At 62.0% G+C, this 11,497-nt stretch carries 9 protein-coding genes; 6 read left to right on the top strand and 3 right to left on the bottom strand.

What is annotated here, in order from left to right; translation table 11 throughout:
* Positions 1 to 11: 11 nt before the first annotated feature.
* Both rtxC and rtxH read right to left on the bottom strand, forming a co-directional pair.
* The gene (gene rtxC, locus PG897_RS07225; protein ID WP_010634639.1) at positions 12 to 473 is read right to left on the bottom strand and encodes an RTX toxin-activating lysine-acyltransferase RtxC; all 462 of its coding nucleotides are present in this window, start codon (positions 471 to 473) and stop codon (positions 12 to 14) included.
* A 20-nt stretch (positions 474 to 493) separates the two neighbouring features.
* On the bottom strand, positions 494 to 892 hold the full coding sequence (rtxH, locus tag PG897_RS07220; RefSeq protein ID WP_201882924.1) for a protein RtxH: 399 nt from the start codon (positions 890 to 892) through the stop codon (positions 494 to 496).
* 307 nt (positions 893 to 1,199) lie between these two features.
* On the opposite strand from rtxH, the gene PG897_RS07215 reads away from it, so the two are divergent.
* From PG897_RS07215 to PG897_RS07195, 5 genes are all read left to right on the top strand, one after another.
* The gene (locus PG897_RS07215) at positions 1,200 to 3,287 is read left to right on the top strand and encodes a peptidase domain-containing ABC transporter (RefSeq protein ID WP_201882923.1); all 2,088 of its coding nucleotides are present in this window, start codon (positions 1,200 to 1,202) and stop codon (positions 3,285 to 3,287) included.
* Entirely contained in the window at positions 3,284 to 4,648 is a 1,365-nt protein-coding gene (locus tag PG897_RS07210) for an HlyD family type I secretion periplasmic adaptor subunit (RefSeq protein ID WP_201882922.1), read from the top strand. The genes PG897_RS07215 and PG897_RS07210 overlap by 4 nt, the downstream gene beginning before the upstream one ends.
* A 2-nt stretch (positions 4,649 to 4,650) precedes the next feature.
* On the top strand, positions 4,651 to 6,819 hold the full coding sequence (locus PG897_RS07205) for a type I secretion system permease/ATPase (RefSeq protein WP_236660734.1): 2,169 nt from the start codon (positions 4,651 to 4,653) through the stop codon (positions 6,817 to 6,819).
* A 127-nt stretch (positions 6,820 to 6,946) separates the two neighbouring features.
* Positions 6,947 to 7,621, top strand: coding sequence for a response regulator transcription factor (locus PG897_RS07200; protein ID WP_010634645.1), 675 nt, complete (start codon positions 6,947 to 6,949; stop codon positions 7,619 to 7,621).
* The gene (locus tag PG897_RS07195; RefSeq protein WP_005298736.1) at positions 7,621 to 9,003 is read left to right on the top strand and encodes an ATP-binding protein; all 1,383 of its coding nucleotides are present in this window, start codon (positions 7,621 to 7,623) and stop codon (positions 9,001 to 9,003) included. The genes PG897_RS07200 and PG897_RS07195 overlap by 1 nt, the downstream gene beginning before the upstream one ends.
* A 316-nt stretch (positions 9,004 to 9,319) precedes the next feature.
* On the opposite strand, the gene glk is transcribed toward PG897_RS07195, so the two are convergent.
* Positions 9,320 to 10,288 (bottom strand): glucokinase, encoded by a 969-nt coding sequence (gene glk / locus PG897_RS07190; protein ID WP_017780203.1) that lies wholly within the window; start codon positions 10,286 to 10,288, stop codon positions 9,320 to 9,322.
* A gap of 349 nt (positions 10,289 to 10,637) precedes the next feature.
* On the opposite strand from glk, the gene PG897_RS07185 reads away from it, so the two are divergent.
* The gene (locus PG897_RS07185) at positions 10,638 to 11,492 is read left to right on the top strand and encodes a MurR/RpiR family transcriptional regulator (protein ID WP_005298732.1); all 855 of its coding nucleotides are present in this window, start codon (positions 10,638 to 10,640) and stop codon (positions 11,490 to 11,492) included.
* Positions 11,493 to 11,497: the final 5 nt, after the last annotated feature.

The following is an 11,497-nucleotide window of genomic DNA, read 5'->3' as shown; positions in this document are numbered from 1 at the left end:
ACTCATTATGATTAAATGGAAAACCACTGCACCCTGCGAACACATTGACCATGCTCGGCATGAACATGACCACGCACGGTGCAGACCCGCTGCCCTTTCCATGGCAAGAATATCCGGCGACGCAGATCGCTCACCACGGCGCGGGCATGTCCGTATGGCGCTATCATCTCCGGAATAAAAATATGGTCGCCGGATTGCCAATCCTCACGGATCAGCTCGCGCTCGGCGGCCAGCAAGGTGTTACGAATGGATAAAGAGACAAACGCCCAGTTACAAAATGCAACCGGGCGTCCGTGTGAGTCTTCATAATAGCAGAACTGGTTCAACTCAAATGCTGGCAATATACGTTGCTGCCACTCGGCGACGGAATAACGCCGATGGAGAGAGGAGTGCTGACTGAGCAGCATGACTCCTCCCAACATATGTTGTTTTTGTTGCCAGTTCGGTTCCGTTGGTTGCAATACCAAGTGCATTGACTCCCCAAACAGGAAATTTATTTCTTCTTGCGCGGTGCAGCCTGTGCTGTGGCGGCAGGAGCGCTTTCCTGCGCATCGGCAGGGGCGGCCGGGATCAGGCCTGCGGCAATCAGCTTGTCGAACTCGGCGGCCATGCGCGGATCTTCAAGCATGTTTTTTATCATTGAAACCATATACATAAAGCCAGCAGCCGGCATGTGAACCGTCTGTTTCAGCGCCAGCTCACTGTCACTTTCCGCCATGACGCCCTGCGCCATCTTGAGCGGATCCTGGCCGACGAAATAGAGGGAAAAAATACCCTTGTTGTAGTTGACGCTGGATACTGTCTGTACAAACTGCTCTGTCATATAAATTCCATTATCAATAAATATAAGGTAAAACAAAAAACAAAAATCCCGCCAAAGATAAATCAACATGGCGCTAACATCTCATTTTTCGCTATATTTACCATATTTGAAAATATTAACCGGTTCAATTAAACAATGATTCAAAAATAGAGTAATTACGTCAAAATAAATATCAATGAACTCATTAAGGTTAATTGAGGCACACCTCCTGGGAACACGTCAGGATATATGGACTCAATAATTTATTATGGAGTTTGTCAGTGTATATAAAATTTGACAGGGAATTATCGGCTCGTTAGTATGCGCGCCCTGCCTGCAACAGGTCACCTTGCCCCATATAAACAGGAGGGGTTTAAACGCGGCAACGGGGTATATTATGACTGCGCATGACGAGTCTGTTTTGGCATGCTTGAAGATTATTACCGGATTATTGGGCTGTCCCCCTAAAGATATAGATATCACGCCAGACGAACCCTTTGATATTATTGTCGATAGGCTGCAACAGCAGACCGACAGCCGGATCCGCCAACGTCACATTGCTCCCCGCAAACTCGCCAAACAGACGCTCCCCCTGGTGCTGCTCAGTGACAGCGGCGCCCCCTTCGTGCTGGCCCAGCGCCAGGGGGAACAGGCCCTGATCCTGGACCCCGCCGTCGGCAACCCGCAGATCATCGACCAGCAGGAATTGCTGACTCGCTGGAACGGGCGTGTCTATGAAGTGCGCAGGCAACAGAGCCGCTTTGACATCCGCTGGTTCATTCCCGCCTTCCTGCAGCAGAAGCGGCTGCTGGGGGAGATACTGCTCTTTTCACTGGTCTTGCAGCTCCTGGCGCTGATCTCCCCGCTCTTTTTTCAGGTCGTCATGGACAAGGTGCTGGTGCATCAGGCCTGGTCGACACTGGACGTGCTGGTGTTCGGGCTGCTGATCACCGCCCTGGTGGAGGTCTGCCTGCGCGGGTTGCGGGAGTATCAGTACGCCCACACCGCCAACCGGATCGACATCCAGCTCGGCTTGCGCATGGTGCAGCACCTGTTTGCCCTGCCTCTGCTCTATTTCAAGAGCCGCCAGGTAGGGGCCATCGTGACCCGGGTGCAGGAGCTCAACACCATCCGCGAGTTCCTGACCGGCACCATGTTCACCCTGACGGTGGACGTGCTGTTCATGTTCGTCTTCCTGGCGGTCATGGCCAGCCTCTCCGGCATGCTGACTCTGGTGATCCTGCTCTCCATCCCCGCCTATGTGCTGATCGCCTGGTGGATCACGCCGCGCATGCAGCATGCGGTCGAACAGCAGTTCGGCCACGCCGCCGTCAACACCGCCTTCTTGAACGAGACGGTCGCCGGCGCCGAGACCCTCAAGAGCCTGGCGCTGGAACCGCGCTTCGTGCGGCGCTGGGATGAGCAGACCAGCCAGATGGTGACCGCCGGTTACCGGGTGCAGCAGCTCAACAACGCCTCCCAGCACGGCGTCATGTGGCTGCAAAAACTGGTGAGCGCCGGCGTGCTCTGGCTCGGTGCGAGCGAGGTGATCAGCCTGCAGCTCACCATAGGCCAGCTCATCGCCTTCAACATGATGGCCGGCCACGTGGCCCAGCCCTTGTCACGGCTGGTGGAGCTGTGGGGCCAGTTCATCCAGACCCGGATCGCAGTGGACAAATTGGGGGACATGCTCAACCTGCCCCCCGAGCATCAGCGTGACGGCGCGGGTCAGGTGAGTGCCGGCGCCATTCAACTGGAGCGGGTGCGCTTTCGCTATCAGCCGGACGCCCCCCTCATCATCGATGATCTCTCCCTGACCATAGCGCCCGGTGAAACGCTGGGGGTGGTCGGCGGCTCAGGCTCGGGCAAGAGCACCCTGGCCAGGTTGCTGCTGCGCCTCTATCAGCCCGAGCAGGGCGAGATCTTCATCGACGGCCAGCCCATCCGCCAGCTCCCCCTCCACCACCTGCGCCAGCAGATGGGGGTGGTGCTGCAGGAGAACCACCTGTTCAACAAGTCGGTACGGGACAACATCGCCCAGTCGGTGCCCCATGCCAGCCTGGACCAGATCATCCGGGCCGCCACCCTGGCCGGCGCCCACGACTTCATTCTGCGGCTGCCCCTTGGCTATGACACAGTGCTGGCGGAGGGGGGCAGCTCGCTCTCCGGCGGCCAGCGCCAGCGCCTCGCCATCGCCCGCACCCTGCTGGCCGACCCCAGGATCCTCATCTTCGACGAGGCCACCAGCGCCCTCGACGATGAGTCGCAGGCCCTGATCCAGCGCAACATGCGCCAGATCGCCTGTGGCCGCACCGTCATCACCATCGCCCACCGTCTCTCCACCGTGCGCCAGTGCGACCGCATCATAGTCCTGCAGCGCGGCAAGATAGTGGAGCAGGGCGACCACGCCAGCCTGCTGGCGCGAGGAGAGCACTACGCCCGCTTGTGGCGACTGCAGCAGGACTTGCACGAGGAGACCCCATGAATCTGCGTATCTGGCTGGCTCGCTTTCGCCAACCCCGTCCACCCCGGCAGGCGGATACCCACTACGGCTTTCTGCCGGCCCACCTGGCGCTGGCCGAGACGCCCCCCTCTCCCTTTGCCCGCATCACGGCGCTGACCCTCAGTGCCGGCGTGCTGCTGACCCTGCTGTGGGCCTGCTGGGGCGAGCTCGACATCCAGGCCACCGCCAGCGGCCGCCTGCTGGTGCTTGGCCGCAGCCAGCTGATCCAGTCCTACGAGCAGGCCAGGGTGGTGACCATCCACGTGGAAGACGGTCAGGTGGTGGCCGCCGATGCGCCGCTGCTGACCCTCAATACCCTGGGGGTCAGCCAGGATCTGAGCCGCTTGCGCCAGCAGCAGGCCTTCCAGTACCAGACGCTGATCCGCTACCAGGCGCTTTACCGGGAGCAGACACCCGACCAGCATCCGGACTATGTCAGGCTCACCCCGGAGCAGCAGCAGGCACTGGTAGAGAACTACCAGAGCGAGCTGCACGAATTTCACAGCACCCTCAGCAATCTGCAGGCCGAGCTCGGGGTCAACCAGGCCAACCAGGCCGCCAGGCGGGGTGACATGGCCTCCCTCACTACCCTGCTGGCCAACATCCGGCCCCGCCTGCAGGCCCGTCAGACCCTGAGCCAGTCCCAGGCAATCTCCCGGGTGGAGTATCTGGAGCAGGAAAAAGAGCTGCTGGAAACCCAGCGCCAGCTCGCCCAGCAGCGGGCGGAGCTGGAGGTGCTGCAATCCCAGCAGCAGAGCCTGCAGGAGCGGCTGGCCGGCTTCAAGGCACAGAAGCAGCGGGAGTGGATCGAGAAGCGCCAGCAGGCCAGGCTGCAGCTCACCGCCATCGAGCAGGAGCTCGCCAAGCTGCGCGAGCGGGAGCACCTGGAGGTGATCCGTGCCCCCGTGGCCGGCACGGTGCAACAGCTGGCAATCCACACCCAGGGCGCCGTGGTGCAGCCGGCCCAGCAGTTGCTGGTGATTGTACCCAACGAGGGGGTACAGCTCGCCGAGGTGAAGATCCTCAACAAGGACATCGGCTTCGTGCACGAGGGGCAGGCGGTGAGCATCAAGGTGGACGCCTTCCCCTACACCCGCTACGGCACCATAGATGGCGAGCTGGTGAGCGTGTCGCGCGACGCCACCGCCGATGAGCAGCTGGGGCTGGTCTTTGCCGCCAGGGTCAAGCTGAGCCAGGGCGAGATGCTGATCGACAACCAGCCCGTCAGGCTCACTCCGGGCATGTCGGTGGTAGCGGAGATCAAGACCGACCGGCGCCGGGTCATCGACTACCTGCTGAGCCCCATTCGCGAGTATCAGGCCGAGGCGCTGCGGGAGCGATGAAAATGGACCAGACCCACGCCGCCGACCGCGCTCCCGTCGCCAATGGCGCCCTCGCCGCCCTCACCCACGCGGCCCATCAACTGATGCTGACCGCCGATGCCGATCAGCTGGCCCACGCCCTGGGTTGCGATCTGGCACCGCCCGACCTGACGGTGCGGGAAGCCGCCGCCCACCTTGGCCTGCGCAGCGCCTTGTCACAGGGGCCTGGCTGCCCGCTCGCGGCGCTGCCGCTGCCGGCCTTGCTCAAGCGGGATGGCCGCTGGTACACCATCACTGCCATCACTGCCATCACGCCAGCGGGCTGGCAGCTGTTTGATCCCGCCAGCGGCACCAGCAGCCTGCAGCCGCTGCCGAGCCAAGCCGAGGCGGCGCAGTGGCACTTTCTGTTGCTGGCCCAGCAGGATCTCACCCCGGCCGAGGTCAAGTTCGGGCTGGGCTGGTTCAGCCCGGCGGTGCTGCGCCAGCAGAAACAGCTGCGGGACGTCTTCTGCTTCGCCATTCTGCTGCAGCTCATCGCCCTCGCCAGCCCGCTGCTGTTCGAGAACATCATCGACAAGGTGCTGGTGGGACGCAGCCTCGGCAGCCTGCACGTGCTGGCTCTGGCCATGGTGGCACTGGCCTGCGCCGAGCCGCTCTACGGCTTTCTGCGCGGCCAGGTGTTCGGCCATCTGGCCAACCAGGTCAATGCCGAGCTCTCCGGCAAGCTCTATCGCCATCTGGTCGGACTGCCCATCGGCTACTTCAAGACCCGCCAGACCGGCCAGATCATCGCCCGGGTCAAGGAGATGGCCCAGATCCGCCAATTCCTCACCGGCTCGACCCTGATGCTGGTGCTGGATCTGCTGTTCATTCTGCTGTTCGTCGGGGTCATGTTTCACTATGCCCCGCGCCTGACCGCCTGCGTGCTGGGCTCGCTGCTGATCTACTTCCTGCTTTGGCTGCTGATAGGCCCCCTGGTGCGCAAGAAGGTCGAGGCGGAGTATCAGGCAGATGCCGATGCCACCAGCTTCCTGACCGAGGCGGTCACTGGCATTGAAACCATCAAGACCACGGCCACCGAACGCCGCTTCTACCAGGAGTGGCAACGCCTGCTGGCGCGTCAGCTCAGGCGCGGCTTTCAGGCCAAGAAGGTGGGGCTGGCGGCCGGCCAGGGCATCGACCTGGTACAAAAGCTCACCGCCGCCCTGCTGCTCTGGCTTGGGGTCGGCGAGGTACTGAACGGTCGCATGAGCCCGGGGGAGCTGGTCGCCTTCAACATGCTGGCCGGCCACGTCACCCAGCCGGTGCTGCGCCTTGCCCAGGTGTGGCAGGATTTTCAGCACACCCTGATCGCCCTGCGCCGGGTCGGCGACATCCTCGACGAGGCACCGGAGCATGGCAACCACGGGCTCGCCTCCGTGCCAGCCCTTCAAGGCGCCATCGAGTTTCGCCACATCCGCTTTCGTTACCAGCCGGATGCGCCCGAGGTGCTGGCCAACCTCTCCTTCGCCATCGAACCGGGGCAGTTTATCGGTATCACGGGCCCGTCCGGCTGTGGCAAGAGCACCCTCACCCGTTTGTTGCAGCGGCTCTATGTGCCCCAGCACGGTCAGGTGTTGGTGGACAACATGGATCTCGCCATCGCCGATCCCGTCTCCCTGCGCCGCAACATGAGCGTGGTGCTGCAGGAGAGCGTGCTCTTCTCCGGCACCATCGCCGACAACATCCGCATCTGCCGCCCCGATGCCACTCAGGCCGAGCTGGAGCTGGCGGCGCAGCTGGCCGGCGCCCTCACCTTCATTCGCGAACTGCCCCAGGGCTTCGAGCAACAGGTAGGAGAGAAGGGGGCCCGCCTGTCGGGCGGGCAGCGCCAGCGCATCGCCCTGGCCCGCGCCCTGCTGGTCAACCCCAGGATCCTGCTGCTCGACGAGGCCACCTCGGCCCTCGACTATGAGTCGGAAGCGGCCATCATGGCCAACATGGCAGCAATCCGCCGCGGCCGCACCCTCATCAGCATCGCCCATCGCCTCAATACCCTGCGCGAGGCGGACCGTATCCTGGTGATGGAGGCGGGGCAGATAGTGGAGTCGGGCAGCCACCATGAACTGCTGGCTCGCGAGGGGCTCTATGCCAGGCTGTGGCGCCAGCAGACCTCTGATGACGAGCTCCCGGCCATGGCCCGCACCGGCTAATGACTGGGTTGTGAATAATGGCAGGCTGATTCAGTCCCGATACAGGCGGGGCTGTTAGGATCCGGATTGACTCTCCCCGTCATAAGCCCTCTAATTGACAGCCTGGATCCCCATGATCGCGCACCTTATGAAAATTTTGTTGGTCGAAGACGACAAGCTGCTCAATCACCACCTCACCACCCTGCTGACCGAAGCCCAGAATCAGGTGCACAGCACCGAGAGCGCCCAGGTGGCGCTCCATTACGCCGCCGACTACCCCATCGACGTGGCCATCATCGATCTGGGCCTGCCGGACATGGACGGTCTGCAGCTCATCCGCCAGCTGCGCGAGCAGCAGATCCCCTTCCCCATCATCGTATTGACCGCGCGTGGCAACTGGCAGGACAAGGTGGAGGGGCTGGAAGCGGGGGCGGACGACTACCTGGTCAAGCCGTTCCAGAAGGACGAGCTGCTGGCCCGCCTCAACGCCCTGGTGCGCCGCAGCGCCGGCTTCATCTCTCCCAGGGTCAAGGCTGGCGACTACGAGCTGGATCTCTCCCGCAAGGAGCTGACCATCGCCGGAACACCGGTGGTGCTCACCAGCTTTGAGTACCTGATCCTCGAATACCTGATGCGCAACGCCCGCCAGGTGGTCTCCAAGCAGCAGCTGCTGGATCAGCTCTACGGCGATGGCGAGGGGGACCCCAACACCATAGAGGTGATGGTGAGCCGGCTGCGCAAGAAGCTGGATCCGGAGGGGCTCATCCAGCCCATCTCCACCATCCGCCGCCAGGGCTACATCTTCAATCTGTCGTGCAGCTGATGGGCTTTCGTCTGCCGCGCCCCATGCGCTTCATCCGCCGCTCGCTGCACATCAAGCTGATGCTGAGCGCCATGCTGGTCATCGCGCTCATCATGTCCTTCTCGGTCTACATCCTCTATCTGGGCCACACCGATGAGCAGGCCCAGAAGGCCAGCACCCGCATGCAGGAGAACCTCTCCAAGCTGTTCTCCTCCAAGATGCCAGACGCCCAGGCCAGCACGGATCTGGGCCGGCTCACACCGGATGCCATCGACCCCAACCTTGATACCCTGATCTGCCGGGCCGACGGCCAGCTGAGCTGGTCCAGCCTGCACATGCCGGAGGTGATCCAGGTCAAGGACTCCATCTGCGACGATCTGATGAAGTACCTGGGCGGGCTGGATCAGGACTACTTCTTCAAGCGCCTCACCATCAAGAACGGCGAGAGCTACTTCATCTACAGCCTGCGCTTCTTGCGCAACCACGGTGACGGCCCCACCACCTATTACGTGGTGATGGTCGATTCCGCCAAGCGCTACCTGCTGCAGACCCGCGACTACCTCTACCAGTGCATCCGCCAGGCCCTGCTCGCCTACGCCCTGCTCGGCGCCCTGCTGCTGCTCACCAGCTTCTGGAGCCTGGGCTCCCTGCGCACCATGGCGCGCCAGATCGACGAGATCCGGGCCGGCAAGCGGGAGGCGCTCTCCAACGACTATGAGCGGGAGCTGACGCCGCTGACCGAGTCGGTCAACCAGCTGCTGGAGAACGAGCGCCAGCAGACCCAGCGCTACCAGCATGCCCTCAACGACCTGGCCCACAGTCTGAAAACCCGGCTGGCGCTGATCCAGATGACGGCGCAGGAGGTCAAGCTCGGGCGCGACATTCACGACAACATCAATGAGCAGATCCTGACCATGGATCAGATCATCCAGTACCAGCTGCGCCGCGCCGTCACCGGCCGCAAGCGGCTCGCCAGCAAGGGGACCGAGCCGGTGCCCCTCATCGAGAAGCTGCTGGCCAGCCTCGCCAAGGTCTATCGCCATAAGAAGCTGCAGACCCGCTTCAAGTTCGACGACGACGTCTTCTTCGCCGGCGAACAGGGGGACCTGATGGAGCTGATGGGCAACCTGCTCGACAACGCCTTCAAGTTCGCCATCAGCGAGATCAAGGTGACGGTGAGCCGCCGGCTCGACCGGCTGCGGATCGAGATCGAGGACGACGGCCCCGGCATCGACCCGGGCAAGTCGCAGCAGATCTTCCAGCGCGGGGTGCGCGCCGACAGCTCCCCCGGTCAGGGGATCGGACTGGCGGTGGTCACCGAAATCGTGCACAGCTACGGCGGCCAGATCATGGTGGACGAGTCCCCGCTAGGCGGCGCCCGCTTCACCCTCGACCTGCCCTGAGACCATCTCTGCCCACCCAGTGCGCCTGCCAGCCGGCAGGCGCACTGCATTGTGGCCCCGCCACCTCACACAGACCCGGCTGCCGCCATCGCCAGCAAAACAAACCGGCAGTAAATGGCGGGCATAAAAAAACCGGCCGCAAGGGCCGGTGAAACAGTTCAGGCTTGTCAGGTGACAAACGCACCCAGCGGATGAAGAGAAGTCCCAATTCCTTATGGCGCCCTCTCTTCTTGAGTACGTAGGGACACTCTACGCCATGGTCACTGAATCAAGGCTGAACCATGGCCATTGCGTCACCCGCCCTGTCTGTCGTTGCTTACAACTTGATGCCCAGCGACTGGCGCAGATAGGCACCGGCACCGAGCAGGCCCGGCCCTTCATGGGTGATGAGGAAAACCGGGATATCCTTGAGATAGGATTTGAAACGCCCCTTGTCCTCGAAGGCCACCCGAAAGCCCGAGCCGATGAAGAACTCCTGGAAGCGCGGCACTATGCCACCGGCGATGTAGACGCCGCCGAAGGTGCCCATGTTGAGCGCCAGGTTGCCGGCAAAACGGCCCATCAGCACGCAGAACAGGCTCAAGGTGCGACGGCAGTCCAGGCACTCGCCCGCCAGCGCGCGCTCGGTGATGTCCTTGGGTTCGAACGCCTGCGGCTCGCGGCCATCGGACTTCACCAGACCGCGGTAGATGTTGACGAGGCCAGGGCCGGAGAGCAGCCGCTCGGCCGAGACATGGCCCAGCTCGGCGCGCATCACCTGCAGCACCGCATCCTCCTCTTCGCTGTTGGCGGCAAAGTCCACGTGACCGCCTTCGCCCGGCAGGCTCAGCCACTGCTCACCCGCCTGCACCAGGTGGGCGACGCCAAGGCCGGTGCCGGCCCCGTAGATGGCGATGGGCTTGCCGGCCACAGGGGCCGCGCCACCCAGCTGGATGCGATCGCTCTCCTCCAGCACGGGCACCGCCATGGAGACGGCGGTAAAATCGTTGATCACCTGCAGCCGGGTCAGCCCCAGATTGGCCTGCATCTCGCTGATGGAGAACTCCCAGCTGTGGTTGGTCATGGCGACCCAGTCGCCGTTGATGGGGCAGGCGATGGCAATGCAGGCTTCGCCCACCTGCACCTTGTGCTCATCCAGATAGAGGCGAACCACGGCTTCGAGAGTGGGATGGGCCAGCCCGGAATAGGTCTTGGCCCGGGAAATGGTGCCGGTTGCCAGCTCGCACAGGGCCAACCGGGCATTGGTGCCGCCTACGTCGCCGACCAGCGCATGGGTATGCTGCATAAAACAACTCCTTCGTTACTGGGGTCGGGGCGGCCGTTACCGTCCCGCACTTATTATTTGGTGCCAATTCTACCCGAGCCCCTCCCCTTGCGGCGCGTTTGATGGGTGCAACTGTGCGCCCGCTCACAGTGTTGTTGCTTTGCAACATTTGTAAGCGCTTTCACGGAATGACTGGAAGTTTGTAACCAAAACAACGAAATAATTAGACATGAGTCATACTTTGCAGGGCCAAGATTAGTTTCGATAAGAGCTTGTCTTGTATAGTCATCAAGTTGATTGGAAACCTGCTTAGCCATGAATTTAGTGCAAAGACACTGAAGCTAAATTACAAAAACGCCTGGTGGTGATGATGAATACCCTTGATAAAATTACTAATAATTTGGAAAGTTTCAGTAAATCAGAGCGTAAAGTAGCCGAGGTCATCCTGGCCTCCCCACAGACGGCCATCCACTCCAGTATCGCCACCCTCGCCAAGATGGCTGACGTCAGTGAACCGACCGTCAACCGTTTCTGTCGCCGGCTCGATACCAAGGGCTTTCCTGATTTCAAACTGCATCTGGCCCAGAGCCTGGCCAACGGCACGCCCTATGTGAACCGCCACGTGGAGGCAGAAGACGGGCCCGATACCTATACCGCCAAGATCTTCGAATCCACCATGGCCTGCCTCGATGCCGCCAAGAACAGCCTGGATATCTCGGCCATCAATCGCTGCGTCGACATCCTGACCCAATCCAAGAAGATCAGCTTCTTCGGCCTTGGGGCCTCCTCCGCCGTCGCCCGCGATGCCCAGAACAAGTTCTTCCGCTTCAACATCCCGGTGGTGAGCTTCGACGACATCGTCATGATGCGCATGAGCTGCATCAACAGCAGCGAAGGGGACGTGGTGGTGCTCATCTCCCACACCGGCCGCACCAAGGCGCTGGTGGAGATTGCCGCGCTGGCCCGTGAAAACGACGCCACCGTCATCGGCATGACCGCCAAGGACTCCCCGCTGGCGCGCGAGTGCAACCTGGTGCTCTCCATGGACGTGCCGGAAGACACCGACGTCTATATGCCGATGGCTTCGCGCATCGCCCAACTCGCCCTGGTGGACGTGCTGGCGACCGGTTTCACCCTGCGCCGCGGCATGAAATTTCGCGAAAACCTGAAGAAAGTCAAAGAAGGTTTGCGCGAATCCCGCTTTGATACACCCCACTCTTCGTGAACAAC

It is taken from the genome of Aeromonas sp. QDB20, from assembly GCF_027707805.1.
GTDB lineage: Bacteria > Pseudomonadota > Gammaproteobacteria > Enterobacterales > Aeromonadaceae > Aeromonas > Aeromonas dhakensis.
This window is presented reverse-complemented; position numbering and strand designations above follow the sequence as displayed.

What these genes read in the sequence shown, in the direction of transcription:
- rtxC (WP_010634639.1), bottom strand. Translation starts at nt 473, where the DNA reads ATGCACTTGGTATTGCAACCAACGGAACCGAACTGGCAACAAAAACAA.
- rtxH (WP_201882924.1), bottom strand. Translation starts at nt 892, where the DNA reads ATGTTGATTTATCTTTGGCGGGATTTTTGTTTTTTGTTTTACCTTATA.
- PG897_RS07215 (WP_201882923.1), top strand. Translation starts at nt 1,200, where the DNA reads ATGACTGCGCATGACGAGTCTGTTTTGGCATGCTTGAAGATTATTACC.
- PG897_RS07210 (WP_201882922.1), top strand. Translation starts at nt 3,284, where the DNA reads ATGAATCTGCGTATCTGGCTGGCTCGCTTTCGCCAACCCCGTCCACCC.
- PG897_RS07205 (WP_236660734.1), top strand. Translation starts at nt 4,651, where the DNA reads ATGGACCAGACCCACGCCGCCGACCGCGCTCCCGTCGCCAATGGCGCC.
- PG897_RS07200 (WP_010634645.1), top strand. Translation starts at nt 6,947, where the DNA reads ATGAAAATTTTGTTGGTCGAAGACGACAAGCTGCTCAATCACCACCTC.
- PG897_RS07195 (WP_005298736.1), top strand. Translation starts at nt 7,621, where the DNA reads ATGGGCTTTCGTCTGCCGCGCCCCATGCGCTTCATCCGCCGCTCGCTG.
- glk (WP_017780203.1), bottom strand. Translation starts at nt 10,288, where the DNA reads ATGCAGCATACCCATGCGCTGGTCGGCGACGTAGGCGGCACCAATGCC.
- PG897_RS07185 (WP_005298732.1), top strand. Translation starts at nt 10,638, where the DNA reads ATGAATACCCTTGATAAAATTACTAATAATTTGGAAAGTTTCAGTAAA.